The sequence below is a fragment of the Collinsella sp. AM40-7AC genome, from assembly GCF_003468125.1.
Classification (GTDB): Bacteria; Actinomycetota; Coriobacteriia; order Coriobacteriales; family Coriobacteriaceae; genus Collinsella; species Collinsella aerofaciens_O.
On record NZ_QSGK01000002.1, the window covers coordinates 206,111 to 226,991 of the forward strand.

18 protein-coding genes are annotated in these 20,881 nt (G+C 62.7%); 2 read left to right on the forward strand and 16 right to left on the reverse strand.

Features of this window, described 5'->3' with window-relative positions; translation table 11 throughout:
* Positions 1-38 precede the first annotated feature (38 nt).
* The 11 genes from DW892_RS02645 to DW892_RS02695 all read right to left on the reverse strand — a co-directional run bounded on the left by DW892_RS02645 (position 39) and on the right by DW892_RS02695 (position 11,031).
* Positions 39-575 carry a TadE/TadG family type IV pilus assembly protein gene (locus DW892_RS02645; RefSeq protein ID WP_117765468.1) on the reverse strand — a complete coding sequence of 179 codons (537 nt, stop codon included), beginning with the start codon at positions 573-575 and terminating at the stop codon, positions 39-41.
* A complete protein-coding gene (locus DW892_RS02650; protein WP_117563704.1) occupies positions 511-729 on the reverse strand; it encodes a hypothetical protein in 219 nt (72 codons plus the stop codon). Before DW892_RS02650 ends, DW892_RS02645 begins: the two co-directional genes overlap by 65 nt.
* Position 730: 1 nt before the next feature.
* On the reverse strand, positions 731-1,294 hold the full coding sequence (locus DW892_RS02655; protein ID WP_147349834.1) for a hypothetical protein: 564 nt from the start codon (positions 1,292-1,294) through the stop codon (positions 731-733).
* The gene (locus DW892_RS02660; RefSeq protein WP_089572694.1) at positions 1,258-1,491 is read right to left on the reverse strand and encodes a hypothetical protein; all 234 of its coding nucleotides are present in this window, start codon (positions 1,489-1,491) and stop codon (positions 1,258-1,260) included. Before DW892_RS02660 ends, DW892_RS02655 begins: the two co-directional genes overlap by 37 nt.
* A gap of 10 nt (positions 1,492-1,501) precedes the next feature.
* Positions 1,502-2,143 carry a type II secretion system F family protein gene (locus DW892_RS02665; RefSeq protein ID WP_117765470.1) on the reverse strand — a complete coding sequence of 214 codons (642 nt, stop codon included), beginning with the start codon at positions 2,141-2,143 and terminating at the stop codon, positions 1,502-1,504.
* A complete protein-coding gene (locus DW892_RS02670) occupies positions 2,140-3,066 on the reverse strand; it encodes a type II secretion system F family protein (RefSeq protein WP_117736231.1) in 927 nt (308 codons plus the stop codon). Before DW892_RS02670 ends, DW892_RS02665 begins: the two co-directional genes overlap by 4 nt.
* Positions 3,039-4,367 (reverse strand): CpaF family protein, encoded by a 1,329-nt coding sequence (locus tag DW892_RS02675; protein WP_006235095.1) that lies wholly within the window; start codon positions 4,365-4,367, stop codon positions 3,039-3,041. The genes DW892_RS02670 and DW892_RS02675 overlap by 28 nt, the downstream gene beginning before the upstream one ends.
* Positions 4,364-6,013, reverse strand: a complete 1,650-nt coding sequence (locus DW892_RS02680; protein WP_117765472.1) for a hypothetical protein — start codon at positions 6,011-6,013, stop codon at positions 4,364-4,366. The genes DW892_RS02675 and DW892_RS02680 overlap by 4 nt, the downstream gene beginning before the upstream one ends.
* On the reverse strand, positions 6,013-6,672 hold the full coding sequence (cpaB, locus tag DW892_RS02685; protein ID WP_022094089.1) for a Flp pilus assembly protein CpaB: 660 nt from the start codon (positions 6,670-6,672) through the stop codon (positions 6,013-6,015). Before cpaB ends, DW892_RS02680 begins: the two co-directional genes overlap by 1 nt.
* Positions 6,673-6,923: 251 nt before the next feature.
* Positions 6,924-7,877, reverse strand: a complete 954-nt coding sequence (rsgA, locus tag DW892_RS02690; protein ID WP_187361889.1) for a ribosome small subunit-dependent GTPase A — start codon at positions 7,875-7,877, stop codon at positions 6,924-6,926.
* Positions 7,878-8,349: 472 nt separating this feature from the next.
* Positions 8,350-11,031: a cation-translocating P-type ATPase gene (locus DW892_RS02695; protein ID WP_117765474.1), complete on the reverse strand. Its 2,682-nt coding sequence runs from the start codon at positions 11,029-11,031 to the stop codon at positions 8,350-8,352.
* 442 nt (positions 11,032-11,473) lie between these two features.
* Between DW892_RS02695 and pyk the strand changes: the two genes are divergently transcribed.
* Both pyk and DW892_RS02705 read left to right on the forward strand, forming a co-directional pair.
* Positions 11,474-12,934 (forward strand): pyruvate kinase, encoded by a 1,461-nt coding sequence (pyk, locus tag DW892_RS02700; protein ID WP_117765476.1) that lies wholly within the window; start codon positions 11,474-11,476, stop codon positions 12,932-12,934.
* Between the two features lie 421 nt (positions 12,935-13,355).
* On the forward strand, positions 13,356-14,429 hold the full coding sequence (locus tag DW892_RS02705; RefSeq protein ID WP_147325191.1) for a hypothetical protein: 1,074 nt from the start codon (positions 13,356-13,358) through the stop codon (positions 14,427-14,429).
* On the opposite strand, the gene DW892_RS02710 is transcribed toward DW892_RS02705, so the two are convergent.
* The 5 genes from DW892_RS02710 to pheT all read right to left on the reverse strand — a co-directional run bounded on the left by DW892_RS02710 (position 14,426) and on the right by pheT (position 20,770).
* Positions 14,426-15,235 (reverse strand): hypothetical protein, encoded by an 810-nt coding sequence (locus DW892_RS02710; RefSeq protein WP_233546777.1) that lies wholly within the window; start codon positions 15,233-15,235, stop codon positions 14,426-14,428. The two genes, DW892_RS02705 and DW892_RS02710, sit on opposite strands and share 4 nt — an antisense overlap.
* Before the next feature lie 119 nt (positions 15,236-15,354).
* On the reverse strand, positions 15,355-16,125 hold the full coding sequence (locus tag DW892_RS02715; protein ID WP_233546779.1) for an energy-coupling factor ABC transporter ATP-binding protein: 771 nt from the start codon (positions 16,123-16,125) through the stop codon (positions 15,355-15,357).
* 44 nt (positions 16,126-16,169) lie between these two features.
* Positions 16,170-17,006, reverse strand: a complete 837-nt coding sequence (locus tag DW892_RS02720; RefSeq protein WP_117765480.1) for an energy-coupling factor transporter transmembrane protein EcfT — start codon at positions 17,004-17,006, stop codon at positions 16,170-16,172.
* Positions 16,984-18,069: a cobalt transporter CbiM gene (gene cbiM / locus DW892_RS02725; protein ID WP_117765482.1), complete on the reverse strand. Its 1,086-nt coding sequence runs from the start codon at positions 18,067-18,069 to the stop codon at positions 16,984-16,986. The genes DW892_RS02720 and cbiM overlap by 23 nt, the downstream gene beginning before the upstream one ends.
* 247 nt (positions 18,070-18,316) lie before the next feature.
* Positions 18,317-20,770: a phenylalanine--tRNA ligase subunit beta gene (gene pheT, locus DW892_RS02730; RefSeq protein WP_117765484.1), complete on the reverse strand. Its 2,454-nt coding sequence runs from the start codon at positions 20,768-20,770 to the stop codon at positions 18,317-18,319.
* Positions 20,771-20,881 lie beyond the last annotated feature (111 nt).

The window sequence follows — 20,881 nt, forward strand, 5'->3', positions numbered from 1 at the left end:
TCGGACGGCGCGTCAAAACGCGTCTAGACCAGAAACGCTTAATCCCATGTAGCAATCCACGAATCATAATCTCCCTCCAGCCATTCGGGACGCGATTGATACGAGACATCGACCTTGAGCTCAACGTAGCCGCCCTCGGCGGTACCACCCATAGCCTGCGCAAACGCACCGATCACAGGCAACGGCTTGACCTCGCCGGAAACGGACACGGACGAGACGCCACCCGCACCGGCCCGGCCAAGCTCGATATCCCACGACAACGGCCCGCCGGCATGAAAGATCGAAACGTTGGGCACTGCGGCAAGTCGGCGGCGGGTGAACTCCTTAAGATCGTCGTCCTCCGCCGTCGTCGTGGTCATGAGCCGCGCGGTCTCGGCGGCGGCAGACTCCATGACCGCGCGCGTATAGAGCAGGCACACCGGTTGCAGCGCGAGAAGGATGAGCGTCAGAAACGTCGGCAGCAAAAAAGCGGCCTCGACCGTAGACTGCGCCCGGTCCTCGCGCGCGGCATCAATACAACGCGATGTCCTTAGCGGCCGCAGCGGCGTCGATAACCGACGTCGAGGCAACGCCATGGGATGCCGCCCGCTCAACCAGCGCCGCCAAGCGCCCATCGGTGCCGGCACGCCAAAGTCCCGCGATCGCCAGCACGATCGATAACAGCGCCACCGTGACGATGGCGTATTCGACCGTCGCCTGGGCAGATTCCTCACGCAGGACATCATGCATTTCACGATCCCTCCTTTGAGTCCGTTGCCTGCGGGCTCAGGCGCACGGCGCGCAGACGACACGAAGCATCGCCAGCATCCGCGGCAATTGTCACCATATCGACCCAGCCGCGTTCGTCGCGCACGATGGCGCCCCACACGTTTCCCTTGATGTCGAGATAGCCGCTCAGAGCAAGTTGCGCCGTGGGTACCTCGCGATAGGCACGCAGCATATCCGCCGCCGCTTCGGTCATCGGTCGGTCCTCGGACCATGCAAGCCGGACCGCAATCGCGTTGCCCTCAGGCGAATCCGTCGCAGTGCCAGACCGCTTGTCGAGCGTCCGCAGAAAGGTTTGCGCCGTGACAGCGACATCCGAATCGTCCGCATCTCGCATCTCATCTTTTTGAGACGCCACCGCCGAATCTGAGCCCAAATCGGAGGCGGTCCCAGGACGCTGCTGCCGCGCGGCGTTAAGCCCCCAAAGCACCGCCGCTATCGCCACGGTCAGGCAAGCAAACACCAGCAGCACCCCGATGAGGCGCTCGCCCTCTACAGGCTGTTGATGCCCTCGCTGATAGCGTTCCATAGATCTTGGACCTTGCCCTTAAATGCGACGATGGCGATAATCGCGATCACCACGAGCACGCCGACCAAGATGGCATACTCGGTGGTACCCTGTGCACTCTCCTCCTGCAATAGTTCCTTGGCGCGCTGACGAACATGTGCCGCCCGGCAAAACGCCCAGCCCTGGACCTTGCCAGCAGCGTCAGTCATCGTGTTCATGTATTCCTCCCTACATCATCCCGCCTGCTCCCAGCAGCGGGCCCAATATGGACAGAAGCAACGCCGGCAAGATGAGCGTGCCGGTGGGAATCAGCAGCTTGACGGGTGCACGCTCGATCTCGCGCTCGACCGCGGCGCGATGAGCCGCACGGATCTCGCGACTTTGAGCGGCCAGCGTCTCGGCAAGTGGGGCACCCAGGGCGAGCGCCTGCCCCACCGTGATGGCAAAGGTCTCGAGCGCTCGCACGCCCAGGTCGCGCGCGGCGGCCAACAACTCGTCCTCACGCGTGCCCACGCCCACCTGCCACGCCATGCAGGCGCGCTCAAGGCGAAGAGCCAGCACTGACCGGCGGTTGGCGCAGAAAATCTCAAGCGCCGCATCAAACGAAAGACCGGCCGAAAGACCCAAGCGCACAACATCGATCATCTCGGACACTTCGCCGAGCGACACTCGCGCCGGGCCGCCCGCTCCAACCGCGCCCTTCACTCGCGCGGTCAGAGCATCGACCACCGAGCGACCCGCGGCAGTGACCAGCACCGCCTCGCGCTTGCAGGCCCCTGCGATCTTGCGTGCATCCGCCCGATCCAAACCCGTCGCGACAAATACACTCAGGGCGCACAGGCAAGCCGCAACTGCAACCGGGGCGCTCATAGCTCCACCCGCATAATGCGCCGGATAACCACCAGGGCAACGGCGTTGAGGGCAAGACCCAGCACCACAGCGCCCGCGCCGGCAGGCGTCGCAAGACCGCGACGAAAATCTGCCGAAAGCAGCGCCAACACCGCGCACATGCCCGCCGGCATCGCCGCGACCATATGCGCAGACATGCGAGCCTGCGACGTCTTAACATCCAGGCGGCGCTTGAGCTCAATGCGCTCCCCCACCATGCTCGACGCCTCGGACAGTAAGTCGGCAAGCGGAGCGCCGGTGCGCTGAGACACCTTAAGCGCCAAGGTCACAAGCGAAAGACCGGGGGCGTCGATACGCACGAGCAAGTCATCGAGCGCGTCGGTCGCCGAGATGCCGCAATCGATCGCCGCCGCCACCCGCAAAAACTCGGTATGCACTGGCTCTTGCGCATGAGCGCCCACAAAGCGCATGCCCTGGGCCAGCGAATGTCCCGAGGCAAGCGACATGGAAAGTGCGGTAAACGCCTCGGGCATTGCCTCTTCTGCATCGTGTTGCTCGCGCCGGCTCTCAAAGCCATCCCGAGCGGCACCAACGGCAAACGGAGCAACAAGTCCCAAGGCAAATCCGAGGGGCGATAACGACACCATCGTTAGTAAAACGCAGCAGACACCGCTCGATAGCAGCAGAAACGCCAAACGTCCCGAAGCATCTTCGATCACGAGGCCAAGGCGATGCGCCGGAGCCAGCGATGCCCACGAACGGGCGATCTTTTTCAGCAGATCGTTTTCCACCAGCTCACGCGGCAGCTTCTCTGCCACCGTTTCGAGCGCCTGACGTGCCAGCTCCGCCGGCGGTACCTGCGGCACACGAGGTTCCGCCCCGCACGCCGTCGCGACAGAAAGCCCTGCCAAGCCCCCTACGACGAGGGGCACAGCGATCTCCATTCGTCCACCTCCTCTTGTGTGAGCGTCCCCGACCGCAGGCCTTCTGCGATAAACGGCGGCTCGCGGTCAAGCGTCCAGGTGCGCTCGGCGGCATCGAACGTCACATAGCGCTCGAGCTCTACGCCGCCCGATGCGGCGCGTCGCACCCCCGAATACGAGGAGACGAAGCGCCTGCCATCGGCGTGGCGCTCGGACATCACGATACCGTCGAGTGCCATGGCAATCTGCTCCTCGATGAGCTCGCTCGGCAGATCGATGCCATAACGTGCAAGCAACGTCAGACGCACCACGGTCTCCTGTTCTGAACCCGCATGAAGCGTGGTGAGCGACCCGTCGTGGCCCGTGTTCATGGCCTGCAACATGTCGCAGCACTCGGCACCGCGCACCTCGCCCACCACGATGCGGTCGGGGCGCATGCGCAGGGCATTAGTCACCAGGTCGCGGATCGTCACCGCGCCCTCGCCTTCAATTGAAGCCTCGCGCGCCTCTAGGCGCACCACGTGCGGATGATGCGCAAACTTGAGCTCGGCAGAGTCCTCGATCGTCACGATGCGCTCGCCGGTGGAAATCTCACATGACAACGCGTTGAGCAGGGTGGTCTTACCAGATCCCGTGCCTCCCGCAACCGCCAGGTCCTGTCGCAGCGACACCGCACACGACAGCAGCTGCGCATACCAAAGCGGCAGCGATCCCAACCCCACGAGCTCGTCCAGCGAGCAGATACGGTCCGAGAACTTTCGGATGGTGAGAATCGGTCCGTCAATCGCCACAGGCGGAATCACCGCGTTGACGCGATAGCCCGTTTTGAGGCGGGCGTTGACGATGGGGCTGCGCTCGTCGATACGGCGGCCAAGTGGCGAGATAATGCGGTCGATAAGCACACGGATCTGCTCATCATCCTCAAACGCATGCTCGATGGGGTACAAGACGCCGCCGCGTTCAAAGAAAGCCGAGCGGCAGCCGTTGATCATGATCTCGGTAACGGTGTCGTCCTCGATGAGCGGCTGCAACGGCCCCAAGCCCACCACGTCATCCAAAATCTCGTCGATGATGGTTTCGCGCTCGGGCGTCGCGAGATCGGTCGGCTCCTCAACATTGAGCGCCGCCTCCACCGCAGGACGCAATTCCGAGCGGGCAAGTGCCGGGTCGATATAGGCGCTGATACGCGCCACTTCGTCGTAACCCATGCGGTCCATCACGGCGCGCTTGGTGCGTCGTTTCACCGCGCGGCGACGCCCCGCATCTACAGGCGCTGCCGCCGCTGCAGCGCCGGCAGCCTTAATCCTCGTTTGCAGGCTCATCGCTGATCACCCTCGCGCAACCAGGGAAGGCGGATACGCGGGCGTTCGGTACGCGTTGCACGGTCGGCGACCATATCGCTCCAAGGGCCGACGGCGCACCCCAGTTCCACGAGCATCTCGCGCGTGGCCTCGCGCACGCTAGTCGCAAAAGCGCTGGTCTGCCCCACTGCCTCGTCAGCGCGCCCAAACGCCATGAGCGCGGCGAGATCCTGCCCGCCATCGGCGATACGAATCTTGGAGCTTAACGCACAGGCAATCTCAAAGCGCATGGCGACGTCCTCGTCTGCCCCGCGCGCACCGAACCGGTTGAACACGGCGCTCATGCGCGTGCGCGGCACACCTACTCGACCTGCCAGTTCAATGACGCGCGATGCCGATGCCGCGGACGACACCGCCGCATCGCCAACGACCAGGCAACGGTCGCTCGCCGCCACCGCAGCCGCCACGGCGTCGCCCCAAAAGACCGAGGTATCGATAAAGACCACGTCGGATTCGCGACGCAGAACATCAAGCAGTAGCTCCACCGGACGTGCCATGAGCTCGGCTTGCTCGGGCGCCGCGACGGGACCCCAGAGCGTAACGCCCGGCGCCACGCGCATCGAAGCGGCTACGATATCCGGCTCGGTGAGCATGCCCGCCGCCGACGGCTCGATAAGTGCCGCCATATCGCGCGGAGCATCGACGCCTAACAAGTCGTAAAGGTTTCCAAACATCAGGTCCAGGTCGAGCACGGCGGCACGCAAGCCCAACAGCGACGATGTGTGTGCCATGGTGGCAACGATCGTCGACTTGCCGCAACCGCCCGAACCCGAAATAGCGCAGACGACCGGTGCCCGACGCGACGGAATCGAAGCGTCCGCCGACAGCGCGGGGGCTGACGGCGCAGGAACCGGCGACACGGACGCGGGCGATAACATCCCCGTCTCCCCCGCCGCGGTCACGTGCTGAGTCCAAGCCGGCATGGCAGGCTGCCCGGTCTGCGGTTCCGAAGCTAAAGACGCAGCGGCACACGGCTCGCCAGCCCCGGCAAAACCCTCGACCTCGTCGAGCTCATCGGCCAGATTTACGCCGTGCACGTATCCCATATCTTCAGCCAGAACGTCATCGCCATCCGGCACCGGCCCTCCAGCGTCATCGTATACAAGGGGGTTCCGGGGGCGCCGACCATGCTCGGCTTCCGCTTTTCCATAATCATCAACACGCGGGCCTCTTGTAGCGCGAGGCGCCCCGGGTTCCCTATCAACAAAAGCATCGGGCTCAATCGTCATGCGCCGATCGGAATCAACCGCTCCCTCGCCCGCGCGCCCGTTGCCGCATATACTGTGCGCAGCGATGACCTCGGTCGCCCCCGCGCGAAACAGCCCCTCGATATCCGACGGATCGAGCGCTTCTATCAACACGACCACGCGACTCACGCGGCCTTCGGCCGTCAGGCGCGCAACAGTCTTGCGCACATCTTCGGTATCAAACAGAGACGCCGCGATGATGGCAGCCCCGCGGCGCGACGGAAACGCCCGCGCCATGGAAACCAGCCCGTCCAGGTCACCCACGCGAAGCACCTGTGCACCCGCGTCACGGCCCTCGACTTCCCGCTGCAACAGCCCGTAATCGCCGCACGCGCAGCACGCAAGCCAGATCGCCTTCATCACTCGTCGCCTCCGCTCTTTTTGCCGCGCGCCGTGGCGGGAATCGTCAAGCTGACCGTTCCCTTGCCCGAGGCGCCCAGCAGTTCCTTGACGTCTTCGGGGTCAGCCGCCAGCGTCACCCATTCGATCTTGCCCTCGCGCGTGGCACCGGAATCCTCACTGGTATCGATCACGTACGCGCCGCACAGCCGATCGGTTACGCCGTCTTTTTGCACATACACATCCACGTAGCTGCCCACGCCCGTAGCACCGCCGACCGAGTGCTCGGCATCGACCGCCACCGAAACGGCGACCTTGCCCTTAGGCACCTCGAGCTTGTGGCTCTCGGCCTTGGTGTAGACATTGCAGATCACGGCGTTTTTGGGAATACGCGAAGTCGTCACGTCGCCGCGCACCTGGCGCAGCTCGGTCGCCGCGTCACGCGGCAGCAGGCTCGTCAGCCATTCCTGGGTTATGACATTGGTCTCATCGAGGGTCTCGCCCACATCGATATCGCGCGCCGCGACGCATACCTCGACGCGATCGCCACCGTACTTGGCCAAGGTCTCAGCCTGGACCTGTTCGGCTTGCGAGCGGATCGATGAGCCGTAAACCATGCAGAGCAGAGCAGCGAGCACGCCCGCGACCAGACTGATGGCGATGCGCTTGCTCTTGTTCACGGCCGCTCCTCTCATGGCAGTGCCGGGCGAATGCCCGTACCACCATTGTCTGGGCGGTCAGAGTGCAAAGCGGCGCAATCGCAATCTTGGTTTTCGATGTCAAACCAATCGCTGACCAAAAGCTGACCAGCCCGTCAAGCTCGTGGCAAGGTTTTGGTCAGCACGTCAGCAAACTGCATGTTTCGAGGCTTTTCCGCAGCAAAAAGCCGTCTCCCGAACAGTTGGGAAACGGCTGTCATAGGAAAAATCAATTACAGATGGACATCGGGATCGAGCATTTGAGCACTCACGCGCATGGATAACGCCAGGTTTTGGAACGTTTCCAGACGCAGGCTATCGATCTGCCCGGCGTCCTCGGCCTCGCGAACGGCGCAACCCGGCTCATGGGTATGCGTGCAATCGCCAAACCGGCACGCGCGCGATGCCTCGACAATCTCGGGGAAGGCGCGGGCCAGTCCCCGCTCGTGACCCACGAGCGGTAGGCTGCGCAGGCCCGGGGCATCGGCGATCACGCCGGCGTCGCCCGGCAGCGTCACCATCACGCGCGCGACGGTAGTGTGACGGCCCTGGTCGTCGCGTTCGCGCACACCGCCGGTCGCCAACGTATCGTGGCCCAGCAGCGCATTGAGCAGCGTCGACTTGCCGGCACCCGACTCGCCCAGAATCATGGCGCAGCTCCCGGCAGGCACGCAGGCACGGACCTCGTCCAGGCCGCGGCCCTCGGCAGAGGACGTCACGATCACGCGCACGTCCGGACCCACCAGGCGGCGCACGCGGTCCAGATCGCGCTCGAGTTCCTCGGCATCGCAGCGGTCAGCTTTGGTGAGTACCACCACCGGCTCGGCATCGCAGTCGAGCGCCAATACCAGCGAACGCGCCACACGGTCGAGCAGCACCTCGCCGGCACCGAGCGCCTGCACGATTAGCACGCTATCCACGTTGGAGCAGAGCACCTGGCGCTCTCCGCGGGCACGGCCGCGCCAACGCTCAAAGCTCGTACGGCGCGGCAGCACGCATTCAATCACGCCCATATCGTGCCCGGGAGCGCGGCGCACCGCCACACGATCGCCCACGGCAGGCAGCAGGACCTCGTCCCCACCGCGCGACTTGGCAAATCCCACGGCATGCTCGGCGCGGAAGGTATCGTCGGCAGTCGCCACCAGCGGAAACCCACGATCCAAGCGCACCACGGCGCCAAGCTGCATCTGCTCGGGCTCCTCGGCATGTGCGCAGAAATCATCAAAGGCAGCCTGCTGAGCTTCATCGACCGGCAGGTCATCAAACGCCGGAACGTCCTGCAGCGCGTCGAGTCCCGGCACGCTCGCCAGCAGCTCCTCGGCAGACGCGGGAGCCTCGGTCGCGAGCTTCCGACGACGATCGCGCTTAGCCCGCGCTCCCGTCGTCTTTTTCTTCGCTTTAGCCTTAGCCTTGCCCACAAGCGCCTCCCAGCACAAAACCACACAACTGAGCAGGTATTTTACCCACAAAAAAGAGTCGGTCGAGCAAGTGCTCGACCGACTCACATACTTTCCCTCAGCTAATGGTCCCGAGAGGTTATCCGAAGGCCCGCCCGCCGGGAGGGGTTTCTTCTGAGCGATCCCGCAGCGCGAAGCGCGAGGACCAGCGAGGAAGAAACCCCGCAGGCGGTCGGGCCGGTGGGAAGGATGGCCTTTCGACCTACTCCTTCTCGACCGCGCGCATGATCGCCTTGTAGATCTCCATCAGCGGAATGATCAGGAAGGCAAGACCCAGGGCAGCGACAACGCCCTTGAGCTCGAGCGTCACGGGGCCAAAGAACATCTCGGCAAGCGTCGGCTGCACGGTTACGATCACCGTCAGCACCAGCGCCAGCGCGGCAGAGGCCCACAGCCACTTGTTCTGCTTCTTCATCTTAAACAGCGACGTGCGACGGCTGCGCATATTGAAGCAGTGGAAAATTTCGACCATGTTGAGCGTGATGAACGCCATCATCACGCCTTCCTCGTCGGCGGCGCCGGCGATCATATCGGCGATGTGGATGTAGCCCATGTCAAAGTACACGCCCACAAAGAAGCTCGCCAGCACCAGCACGGTGATGATTAGGCCCTGGACCACGCAGTCCAGACCCATATGTCCGGCAAAGACACCGTCCTTGGCGTTGCGCGGCTTGCGCTTCATGATGTTGCCCTCGGCATCCTCCATGCCCAACGCGAGCGCGGGGAAGCAGTCGGTAACCAGGTTCACCCACAGCAGCTGCACCGGCTGGAAGATGGTAAAGCCGATGAGCGTGGCGATAAACACCGAGAACACCTCGGCAAGGTTGGCCGAAAGCAGGAACTGGATGACCTTGCGGATGTTGTCGTAGATGCGGCGACCCTCTTCGCAGGCGCCGATGATAGTGGCGAAGTTGTCGTCGGCGAGCACCATGTCGGCGACGTTCTTGGTGACGTCGGTGCCGGTGATGCCCATGCCCACGCCAATGTCGGCGCGCTTGATGGACGGGGCGTCGTTGACGCCGTCGCCCGTCATGGCGACAATCTGGTCGCGCGACTTCCACGCCTCGACGATGCGGGTCTTGTGCTCGGGCTGGACGCGGGCGTACACGCCAAAGTCCTCGATGTGCGCGTCGAGCTCCTCGTCGCTCATGCGGTCGAGATCGGCGCCTGTGATGGCCTGGCTGCGATCGGTGACGATGCCCAGCTGCTTGGCGATGGCCACGGCGGTGTCGATGTGGTCGCCCGTGATCATGACGGTGCGGATACCGGCGTCGTGGGCCTCGCGGATGGCGTCAGCGACCTCGGGACGGACCGGGTCGATCATGCCGGACAGCCCGCAGAAGACCAGGTCATGCTCGAGCGCGGCGGGGCTGCAGTCGGCCGGGACCTCGGTGTAGGTGCGGCTTGCCAGCGCCAGCACGCGCAGGGCCTCGTCGGCCATGGCCTTGTTGGCGGCCACGAGCTCGGCACGACGCTCCTCGGTCAGGGGGACGACCTTGTCGCCGTCGTAGATATGGGTGCACAGGCCGATCACCACATCGGGCGCGCCCTTGGTGTACTGCTCATACTCGCCGTCCAGGGTCTCGACGACCACGGACATCATCTTACGGCCGGAGTCGAACGGGGCCTCGCCCACACGCGGATGCTCGGCGGTCAGGCCGGTGAGCCCCGCCTTGCCGGCATCGTTGACGAGCGCGCACTCAGTCGGCTCGCCCACGGCCTCGCCCAGCTCCTCGTCCCACTGGGCATCGGAGCACAGGGCCATACCGGCCAGGAACTTTTCCTGGGGCGCGGCGAGCTCGTGCTTGACGACGGTCATCTTGTTCTGGGTAAGCGTGCCGGTCTTGTCCGAGCAGATGGTCTGCGTGCAGCCGAGTGTCTCGACAGCAGAAAGCTTGCGGATAATCGCCTGGCGCTTGGCCATCTTGGTCACGCCGAGCGAAAGGACGATAGTCACGACGGCGACCAGGCCCTCGGGGATGGCGGCGACGGCGAGCGAGACGGCGACCATAAAGGTGTCGAGCAGGGCAGTTGGGTCGGTAAGGACGTTGCCCACGCCGTGGCGGACGATGTCGACACCAAAGATCACGACGCAGATGACGATAACCATGATGGTGAGGATGCGGCTGAGCTCGGCGAGCTTCACCTGCAGCGGCGTGAGCTCTTCCTTGGCCTCGGCCAGGGCGCCGGCAATCTTGCCCATCTCGGTGTTCATGCCGGTGCCGACCACGACGGCGCGACCGCGGCCGTACACCACGGTGGAGCCCATATAGCACATGTTCTTGCGGTCGCCGAGCGGCACGTCATCGGTGCCCGCGGCAAGCTCGATCACGTTGGCGTGCTTCTCTACGGGCACGGACTCGCCGGTGAGTGCGGCCTCCTCGATCTTCATCGTGGCGCTCTCGAGCACGCGGCAGTCGGCCGGGACGGAGTCGCCCGCCTCGAGCATGATTACATCGCCGGGAACGAGCTCGGCGCTCGGCAGGTGCACGAGTTTGCCGTCGCGCAGCACCTTGGACTGCGCCGCGCTCATCTCCTGCAGGGCCTCGAGGGCCTCCTCGCTCTTGGCTTCCTGGACCACGCCCAGCACCGAGTTGATGATAACGACGAACATGATAATGGCGACGTCGGCAAAGTCGGGCTCGCCCTTGACCATGCCCGTGAGCGCGCTGATAACGGCGGCAACGATCAGCATGATGACCATGGGGTCGGCCATCTGCTCAAAGAAACGCTTCCACAGCGGCGTCTTCTCGGCTTCCTCGAGCTTGTTAGGGCCTGTCTTGGCGAGGCGCGATGACGCCTCGTCGCTGCTCAGGCCGAGGTTCTCATCGACACCTTGGTCGCTGAGCACCTCCGCCGCGGCGGACAGGTATTCCTTTTGCATATAGAGTCCCCTCCTGGGATTCGGGCCACTCAGCAGATTGATGCCCGATCATAATTCCCAGGAGAAGGGCAAGGGCTCATCAAGGCTGCCGTGCTGAGCGGCAGTTGATAGTGGAGCTATGGTACCCCAAAGCGGCGCGTCTAGCCAAAACATTCCAATTGGAAACACGGCTCGAGTGCAACGGTGCAGACCGTGTGATGCTCAATGTTGGTAAAACGTTTTTTCTTCGGCACTTCGTCAAACTGAAATATCGCCCAGATAACAGCGGTTAGAGCGGTTGGTAAAGATTTTTCATATACCGTTTTTCCCGCAAAAAATGAACTTCTTAATCGGCATACGGTCGTTTTTTTGGGGTATTCGGTCGGTATTTCGTTATAATCAACTCGATTTTATTTCTTATGGTTTATCTATCAGCGCAAGACGATGTCAGATGGAGGTCTGAATGTACAAGCGCACTAAGATTGTATGCACCATGGGTCCCGCCTGCGATAGCGACGAGACCATCCGCGAGATGATCAAGGCGGGCATGAACGTCGCCCGTTTTAACTTCTCGCACGGCTCCTACGACGAGCACCACGGTCGCATCGAGCGCGTCCGTCGTATTTCCAAGGAGCTCGGTCTGCCCGTCGGCATCCTGCTCGACACCAAGGGCCCCGAGGTCCGCACCGGCCTTCTGGTCGACGGCAAGAAGGTTGCCGTCAAGACCGGCGACAAGATCGTCGTCACCGCTCAGCCCACGTCCGAGGATTTCCACGGCACCGCTGAGCACATCTCCCTCGACTACCTGGCTCTGCCCTCCGAGGTCGAGAAGGGCTCCCTCATCCTGATCGATGACGGCCTGGTTGCCCTCGAGGTCGAGTCCGTCAGTGGCCAGGACATGACCTGCGTCGTTAAGAACGACGGCCTGATCGGCGAGCGCAAGGGCGTCAACATGCCCAACGTCAACATCTCGCTGCCCGCTATCACCGAGCGCGATCGTCAGGACATCCTCTTTGGCCTGACCGAGAACATCGACTACATCGCCGCTTCCTTCATCCGTGACGGCGAGTCCGTCCGCGGCATCCGCGAGCTTTGCCGCGAGAACGGCGGCGAGCACGTGACGATCTTCCCGAAGATCGAGTGCGCCTTGGGCGTCGAGAACTTCGACGAGATTCTCGAGGCTTCTGACGGCATCATGGTCGCCCGTGGCGACCTGGGCATCGAGATCAAGCCCGAGCTCGTTCCGCACATCCAGAAGGAGATCATCGCCAAGTGCAACGCGGCCTACAAGCCCGTCATCACCGCTACGCAGATGCTCGACTCCATGCAGCAGAACCCGCGCCCGACGCGCGCCGAGGTTGCCGACGTTGCTAACGCCATTTATGACGGCACCGACGCCGTCATGCTGTCCGGCGAGTCCGCTGCCGGTAAGTACCCGGTCGAGGCCGTCAAGATGCAGGCCAGCATTGCTCTCGAGGCCGAGAAGTACCTCCCGGCCCACGCTCCGCTCGAGGTTCCGGCCGATGCTCACGGCACCCGCGTCGTCAACAACGTTGTGGGTATGTCCGCTGTGAACATGGCCACCACCGTTGGCGCCAAGTGCATCACCGTGCCGACGACCACCGGTCGTACCGCTCGCCTGATCTCGCACTTCCGCCCCAACATGCCGATCTGCGCGTTCTCCCGCCACGAGTGGGCCGTCCAGCAGATGATCATGTACTGGGGCGTTATCCCGCACCAGGCCGAGATTACCCAGGGCACCGTCAACGGCACGATCGTCAAGGCGATCGAGACCGCTAAGGAGCTCGGCTACGTCGAGGCTGGCGATTTGACCGTCGCTACCGCCGGCGATCCCCGCATGAGCGTCCAGCTCGAGGACAAGGTCTCCTCGACCAACGTCGCTTACGTCGCTCAGGTGCGTTAAGTCGTACTTGCAAGCATGTTTGCATTGCAAAGGGCCCGGAAGGCTTCGCCTTCCGGGCCCTTTTTCTGTGTCAATGCCGGCACACGGCAAAACACGCACCCATTTCTTTACCAAAAGCGCGAAATCCACCTTTCGAGGCCCAAAAATAAAGTCCCAAGCGCTAAAAGTGTTCGCCCGATGGCGAAACCACACCTTACCCGACGCTGCTAAATCGTTTTAGCAAGAGCCAGATCGACCGCGTTTTCGGAAGTATGCGGCAAATTCTGAGACCTCCGAGCACACCCCGTTTTTTCGCAACAAAATGCCTGATAAACTGGCCTCAAAAGCCAGGTCTGCTCACAGGGTTCAGATTTTGCCGCATACTTCCGAATTGACGCTGGCATCGCACGGTCCAAAAGCACATTTCGACCAGGAGGATATCATGGACCTGACGCTATGCGGTCAATCCGCTTTTTACTATCACTGTATCCCGCCGCAGGTATTAGGGCTTTACCCCGCCATTAGCCTTGGCAATATGGATCGCAGATGTTGCGGCCTCGGAAGTCATGCAGTTGTAAAAGACCTACTTCACGCACCGCTTCACAGGTTTGTATTCACTCGAGCACAATCCGGGTCGCGAAGCCTGTTTAAATCGCACCTCCTGACCCAAGAGCCGCCTCCCGGGTCGTTTAGGCAAACTGAACATGGATTTGATGTCACGTCGCCCGAGTTTACGCTGCTCAGCCTTGCTACGCAGGTCTCACGCAACCAGCTACTCATGGCTTGCTACGAGATGTGCGGCTCCTTTGCAGTGTTTAAGCCCTGCGAGCGAACGCAACAACATCTTGATGAAGCTATTTCGCTTAAGCTCATTCCACCCAACTGCTGCTGGGAGCGTGTTGTCGACACCAAGGGCAATGACACCAATTTGTGGAAGCGCCCGCCGCTCCTCAGCGCGGCGGATATCGCCGCGTTCGCCAAGCAGGCTGCAGGCCTGCGCGGCGTTAAACAACTGCGCTGGGCGGCCGAGCACATGACGGGGCAGACCGCCTCGCCCTTCGAAGTACAGGCCTCTATGCTTGTCTCGCTCCCCCGCAACGAGGGCGGCATGGGCATCAACATCGCAAACAACGTGCGCATCCCACTCAGCGACGCCGCGCGCTCACTGTATGACAAAACCTGCTGCTACGCCGATATCCTCATAGAGAGCAACACCGACAGCATGGGCGTCATCTTGGAATGCCAAGGCCGCTCCGCCCACGATGGCGAAGCCGCAAGTCTCTCCGATGCCGAGCGCACCACCGCCCTCACAAGCATGGGCTATGACGTTATCCAGATAACCTATGAGCAAATCAAAGACACGAAGAGCTTTAACAACATCGCCGAACTCATCCATAAAAAGGCAGGGCTCCCCTACATCCCAAAGACCGATCAGAAACGCACCACCGAAGATGCCCTGCGGCGGGAGCTATTGGTCGATTGGGATGAGCTGTTCGCCGTCAAGCCGGCCGGCTAGCAGCTAGCGATCAGGGGGACTGCGGGAACGTCAGAAGCAGCAACGCGAGCCGCAAATCCCGCCTCGGTCAGCTCGATGACCTCGGTAAACGTTGCATCGAAAAACTCCTCGGTTAGCAGGCGATACGGCGGATGATCGGGCTCGCCGGGGTTTTCGCGTACAATCTCGTGCATGACGCCGATAGTCTTGAGCACATATTCTTTATGGATGGGATACTGCCCAAAACGTGTCGCAGCGGTATAGAGGCGATCGGTCGCACGCGGAATGGAAACGATGCCCAGCGTCTTGCCAAACCAGTCAAAATCGCCCTGCTTTTTAATGCGGAATTCCTCGCACGGCTTGCCGCCGTGTGCTTCCAGATACTGGTTCACACGCGTGTTCCATACCGTGTCGGCCACCAGATGCGACCAGACGCCCAGCGTTAAATCGAGCAGCGACTGCGCCACATCTTCGGACGCAAGCGAGAACTCACAGGCGCCGGGACCGACAACCGGCTCGGCATCCCTGTAGCGCTGAGGATAGTGCACGCGGTTCAGTCGCTCGCGCTCCTCGACAATCGAGGTAGCCTCAGCAGGTTCGCCCGCGGGTGCGCCTTTAAGCAGCGGCGTCACATAGGTATCCCAGAACTCGTGCTCGCGTGGTTTGGGGATAGGCTCGGGCTTAGCAAAGTGCGTGATGCGGTACGGGATGGGATCGGCAATGCCGGGAACCATGTAGCCCACAAAGATGTCCGGAACCACGCAGCCAAACAAAAAGGCATTGCGGTCGCGCACGCTATCGGCAAGCACGCTAGCACGTGTCAGCAAGCGCTCCGTTTGAGCGATATGAATGTTCCAGCTTGGCATAGCAACCCCCATAAAAAACCTGGATAACTATACCATCACGGCAAAGCCGCGCGGGCGGCTACGCATCCTCTACGCAGCAACTATTCCGCAGCACCGCTCTCGGTTCCATACGACGGCGAAGGCGCCTCGACCACATGGTGATATCGATCGATATAGATGGCACGGGCCCCCAAGCGGCGCACCAAATCTTGATGGTGCGTACTCATCAAAACCGTCTTACCGGCAGCAACGTAGGCCAGCAAAAAGTTGACTACGATGTCGCACGAGTCCTCATCGAGCCCGTTGGTGGGCTCATCGAGCACTAGGATATCGGGGTTCATCGATACGACTGCCGCCAGCGCAACGCGCTTCTTTTGCCCGCCCGAAAGCTGATAGGGCGAGGCATCGACCAGATCGGCAACCTGGAACAGCTCCATGGCATCGCGGACGCGGCGCTCGAGCTCGTCTGTCGGCAGCCCCATCTGCGCGGGGCCAAAAGCAACTTCCTCGCCCACCGTAGCGCAGAACAGCTGGGCGTCGGCATTCTGGAACACAAAGCCCACGCGCTGATGGAACCGCTGAGCGGCTGCGGAATCCTTGAGATATGCCGCATCGATCACGTGCCCGTCAAACAGGCACGCACCCGCGTCCGCTAGTTCAAGACCGTTGATAAGGCGCATAATCGTCGTCTTACCGCAGCCGTTGGGACCGAGTAGGGCAACGAGTTCACCACGATCGACCTGCAGCGACACACCATCGACAACCGTATGCCCCGCATAGGAGAACACCACGTCGCGAAACTCGATGAGCGGCACGCTCTTGGCGCCAGTAGCACCGCTCGCGCCCATCACGCCATTCGTATCGTTTGCCAAAACGTCGCCCTTCCCTATCCACATCGACGGCTCGGCCGCCCGCGCTACAGCACCACGCACAACACGGCGAGCAGCACCACGACGGCCGCATAAACCGCATCGCGCCAGCCAAAGCCGCTCCGCCCGGGCGCCGGGTACGCACCGGCAAAGCCGCGGCAGAGCATAGCCTCGTCCATCGTGTGGCTGCACTCCATCGCCTTGATAAAGGTCATGCCCATGATACCCGCCAGCGAGTCGGTGCGCGAAAATCCCTCAGGCGCACGGCCAACGCTGCGCAGCATGACCGATTCGCACAGATCGTGCGCCGTGCGTCCCAGCACCTCGATATGCTTGAGTGCCATATCAAAGGTAAAGATGACCTCGTCGGGCAGGCGCAGCATCTTAAGCGCCGCCGACATGCGGCTCCAGGTGAGCGTCCACGAAACGCCCAGCACGAACGACACGTTAATGAACGTCTTGAGCGCGATCTTGAGCATGGCGCCCGCGGCAGAAGCGCCCAGCAGCAGGGCAGGCAGTGCCAGAACCACCGCAAGCCCCGTGGCGCCGAGCGCCGGTACAAAGGTCGCACGCAGCCCGCGTACGGGGCGCACGGCAACGAGCACCAGCGCGATGGCCGCCATCAACATGAGGTACAGCGGGCTCTGCGTCAGACACACGCACAGGACGCAAACGAACATCCCCACCAGGCGCACCGGAGCCGAAACGCAAGAAAGGGCGCGGTCGACCATCGACCCGCCCTCGTGCGCGCCTCCACCCAGGCGAACCCGCTCAAGCAGGCTCGCCAGGTGCAGGACATTCTTTTGCATCACACGATGCCGAGCCCCCGCGGGCTCGTAACGCTCCTCGGCCGCAAGCCAACTAGGCAGCTCGGCTATTGCCATGAGCACCGCTTTCCTTGACCGTCAGCGAGACCAGGCGGAATGTGATGGTGAGCACCGCCACGCCAATCACGCCCGAAAGAATATACATCGCAGCCTGGCCGGCAAAGCCAAGGCCCTGCTCCTCGGAATAGGCCTGCAGATAATCGCCCGTGGGCAGGGCGTCGGCAAAGGTCGGGGTGTCGAGGCCGACCGAAGCCTGCAGGCTGTCGTCGCCAGCCTCCTGAACGGCGGTCGCGGCGCCCTCGGCGTCCCACTCACCCCAGGCGTCACCGGTGGCGAGCAAGCCGAGCGGCGTAGCCACGACAAGCACGGCGACCAGAATGAGCGTGGGAATCAGGGAAGTCTTCTTGGCGGTTGTACCCTCGGCAGCAAGCTGGCCATCGACGGCCTCGGGCCCGACGATAACGCTCGGCGCCGTCTTCTTGATAAAGCCGTAGATCGCGGCAGTCGCCACGCCCTCGACCACGCCGGCAACCAACATATGCGGAATCATCATGGCCGGAATGGCAATGGACAGCGGGAAGGGGCAGTACAGCGGCGCGCCCGAAGCGTTAGTAAAGAGCATGGGCTGAATACCAAACTCGACCGCCGCGCACAGGGCCGCCAGGCACAGGCCGACCCAGCCGCTTACGATGGCCGAAACCGAGGTGCCCCAGCTCTTGTCGTGCAAACGGCTGTTGAGCGCACGGAACACGATAGCAGCGGCAAACGGCAGCACGAAAGCCATGTTAAAGCAGTTGGCGCCAAAGGACAGGATGCCGCCGTCGCCAAACAGCAGCGCCTGCAGCGCCAGCGCGACCGAAACCGCGATGGCAGCGGCCTCGGGACCCAACAGCAGTGCGATGAGCGCACCACCAACGGCGTGACCCGTGGTGCCACCGGGCAGCGGAACGTTAAACATCATGAGCAAGAAGGAGAATGCGGCGCAAATACCCAGAAAGGCCATATGCTCGCGATCGAGCGTGACGCGCACTTTCTTGATGCAGTGAACCCATACGGGCACCATCGCCACCGCCATAACGGCATCGGTCTGCGGGGACAGATAGTTGTCTGGAATGTGCATATACGCCTCCCGGTTGTCGGCGCACAGAATTGCAACGCCGCTTGAATCACCTTGCCAGTGTTACGCATTGCCAGATTCGTAACACGCCGCGGGCTATCATAGCAAAACGGCGCGCTGCCGACAAAGCAGCACGCCGTTATGTAATGCGTGTGTCATATATGCAGGCTCAGCGATGCCTTTTCCGAACACCGCGGTCACGCGGAGCCCACAGCAACCGCCATCAGGCCCTACGCTCCCAGCGCAAGTCCTAGCCGCGGACCTCGCCGTTCACACCCTTGCACACCTTGGTGACGATCTTCTGGTGCGCCTTCTCGACCTCTTCGCTGGTGAGCGTGTGGTCGTCGGAGCGATACGTAAGCGCGAAGGCCATGGACTTCTTGCCCGCACCGATGCGGATGGGATCGCGGTAGACGTCGAACAGGCGCACGCCCTCGAGCAGCTTGCCTCCGGCACTCGTAATACGACGCTCAAGATCCTCGCAGGTCACAGTGTTGTCGACCACGATAGCGAGGTCGTGCTCAACGGCCGGGTACTGCGAGAACTCACGGTAGTTCTCCTGGTTGCGGGCGCCCTTGATCAGCTTGTCCAGATCGAGCTCAAAGGCAACGACGACCTCGTCAATGCCCATAGCCTCGCGTGCCTCGGGGTGGATCTCGCCAACCCAGCCCAGCACGGTACCGCCCGAGAGCACCTCGGCAGCACGACCCGGCTGCAGGAAGGCATAGCTCTCGCCCTCGACGGGACGGAAGCGAACCTTCTCGATGCGCAGCTGGGCGAGCAGCTCCTCGACAATACCCTTGCCAAAGAAGAAGCGCAGCTTGCGGTACTTCATGTTCCAGGACTGCTCGCTCCACTGGCCCGAGAGCACACCCGCCACGGACTTGGTCTCCTTGGGCAGGCTGGCGTTCTCGCGACCGTGGAACAGGCTGCCGACCTCGTACAGGTGCACGTTGGGCGTGCCGTGGGCCTCGTTATAGGCCACGGATTGCAACAGGCCCGGCAGCAGCGAACGACGCATCTCGGTCTGCTCGGCTACCAGCGGGTTCATGAGCACCACGGGGCAGCCGCGGCCCTCGGTGGACATGCCGATCTTCTCCAGGTCGCCCGGGGCGGCAAAGCCAAAAGTCGTGGTCTCGTTGAGGCCGCAGGCGCGCAGGATTTCGCCGACCTTGCGGGTGAGCTTCTGCTCGCGGGTCAGGCCGCCGATGTGGTTCTTGGCAGCCGGGATGGTCGCCGTCACACGGCCCATGCCCCATAGGCGCAGGACCTCCTCGATCAGGTCAATCTCGCGCGGCAGGTCGGGGCGGAAGCTCGGCGGAGTGACCATAAAGTCGTCGCCGTCGCGCTCGACGGTGCAGCCCAGGCGGGTGAGCGAGCGCTCGATAAAGTCGGGCTCGATGTCGGCGCCGCAGATGGCGTGCACGCGGGCCAAGCGCAGCTTGATGCTATCGATGGTCTTGGGCGCGGGGAACACGTCGACATAGCCGGGAGCAACCTCGCCGCCGGCGATCTCTTCGATGAGCGCGCAGGCCACGTTGGCCACATCCACGCAGCCGGTCTCGTCGACCTGACGCTCAAAGCGGATGGAGGCGTCGGAGATCAGCGACAGGTCGCGGCTGGTGTGCGAGGTGCGACCGGCATTGAAGCAGGCACTCTCGACCATCACGTCGACGGTGTCGTCCTCAATCTCGGAATCCATGCCGCCCATAACGCCGGCCAGCGCCACGGGACGCTCGCCGTCGGTGATGAGACCCATGCCGGCGTCGAGCGTGCGCTCCTCGCCGTCGAGGGTCGTGAACTTCTCGTCCTGCTGGGCGGCGCGAACCACCACGCGGCGATGGCCCTCGCGCTCGGCAAAGGTGTCCAGGTCAAAGGCGTGCAGCGGCTGACCGGTGAGCATCATCACGTAGTTGGTGATGTCGACGATGTTGTTGTGCGGACGCACGCCCAGGGCGTTGAGGCGCTTGACCATCCAGTCGGGCGACGGGCCGACCTTCACGTTGCGCACGATGCGGGCGACATAGCGGTCGCACAGCCCCTCGTCGGCAATCTCGACCGAAAGCTCGTCGTCCGTCGCGCGGCCGGTCTCGGCCTTGATGGCGGGCAGCTCAACGTGGAAATCGCGGTCGAAGATGGCGCCGGTCTCGCGAGCCATGCCGATCATGGACAGGCAGTCGGGGCGGTTGGGCGTGATCTCGCAGTCGAGCACGGTGTCGCTCGAGCCCACGTACTCGGCAAACGGCATGCCGCAGGGCGTATCCTCGGGCAGGATCATGATGCCGGAGTGGTCGCCGCCCAAGCCGAGCTCGCGCGCGGAGCAGTTCATGCCCATGGACACGACGCCGCGAAGCTTGCTCTTCTTGATCTTGATGTCGCCGGGCAGCTCGGCGCCGATCATGGCCGTGACGATGTGGTCGCCGGCCTCAAAGTTCTGCGCGCCGCAGACAATCTGCAGCGGGGCGGGGTTGCCGTCGGCGTCGAGGTTCTTGTCACCCACGTCGACCGAGCACACATACATGTGGTCGCTATCGGGGTGCGGGGTCTTGGTGAGCACCTGGGCGGTCACCACGTGGTCGAAGGACTCGCCCACGGTATCGATCGCCTCGACCTCGGTGCCGGTACGGATATATTCGTCCGAAAGGGTCTTGGGATCCTCCGGAATATCGATCATGGTCTTGAGCCAGTCGTAAGAAACACGCATCTAGCTCTCCTTTCATACTGAAAGCCTGCGAAGAGATGCAGGTGGAAACTTCAACTTTGTGAACATTCCTTACAAAGCGAGGGTTGTCCAAGTGCGGCAGATCGGCCCGAA

What these genes read in the sequence shown, in the direction of transcription:
- DW892_RS02675 (WP_006235095.1), bottom strand. Translation starts at nt 4,367, where the DNA reads ATGAGCCTGCAAACGAGGATTAAGGCTGCCGGCGCTGCAGCGGCGGCA.
- DW892_RS02655 (WP_147349834.1), bottom strand. Translation starts at nt 1,294, where the DNA reads ATGGAACGCTATCAGCGAGGGCATCAACAGCCTGTAGAGGGCGAGCGC.
- rsgA (WP_187361889.1), bottom strand. Translation starts at nt 7,877, where the DNA reads ATGCAGCTTGGCGCCGTGGTGCGCTTGGATCGTGGGTTTCCGCTGGTG.
- DW892_RS02680 (WP_117765472.1), bottom strand. Translation starts at nt 6,013, where the DNA reads ATGAAGGCGATCTGGCTTGCGTGCTGCGCGTGCGGCGATTACGGGCTG.
- DW892_RS02665 (WP_117765470.1), bottom strand. Translation starts at nt 2,143, where the DNA reads ATGAGCGCCCCGGTTGCAGTTGCGGCTTGCCTGTGCGCCCTGAGTGTA.
- DW892_RS02670 (WP_117736231.1), bottom strand. Translation starts at nt 3,066, where the DNA reads ATGGAGATCGCTGTGCCCCTCGTCGTAGGGGGCTTGGCAGGGCTTTCT.
- DW892_RS02660 (WP_089572694.1), bottom strand. Translation starts at nt 1,491, where the DNA reads ATGAACACGATGACTGACGCTGCTGGCAAGGTCCAGGGCTGGGCGTTT.
- pheT (WP_117765484.1), bottom strand. Translation starts at nt 20,770, where the DNA reads ATGCGTGTTTCTTACGACTGGCTCAAGACCATGATCGATATTCCGGAG.
- cbiM (WP_117765482.1), bottom strand. Translation starts at nt 18,069, where the DNA reads ATGCACATTCCAGACAACTATCTGTCCCCGCAGACCGATGCCGTTATG.
- DW892_RS02645 (WP_117765468.1), bottom strand. Translation starts at nt 575, where the DNA reads ATGGCGTTGCCTCGACGTCGGTTATCGACGCCGCTGCGGCCGCTAAGG.
- DW892_RS02695 (WP_117765474.1), bottom strand. Translation starts at nt 11,031, where the DNA reads ATGCAAAAGGAATACCTGTCCGCCGCGGCGGAGGTGCTCAGCGACCAA.
- DW892_RS02705 (WP_147325191.1), top strand. Translation starts at nt 13,356, where the DNA reads ATGGACCTGACGCTATGCGGTCAATCCGCTTTTTACTATCACTGTATC.
- DW892_RS02650 (WP_117563704.1), bottom strand. Translation starts at nt 729, where the DNA reads ATGCATGATGTCCTGCGTGAGGAATCTGCCCAGGCGACGGTCGAATAC.
- pyk (WP_117765476.1), top strand. Translation starts at nt 11,474, where the DNA reads ATGTACAAGCGCACTAAGATTGTATGCACCATGGGTCCCGCCTGCGAT.
- DW892_RS02720 (WP_117765480.1), bottom strand. Translation starts at nt 17,006, where the DNA reads ATGGCAATAGCCGAGCTGCCTAGTTGGCTTGCGGCCGAGGAGCGTTAC.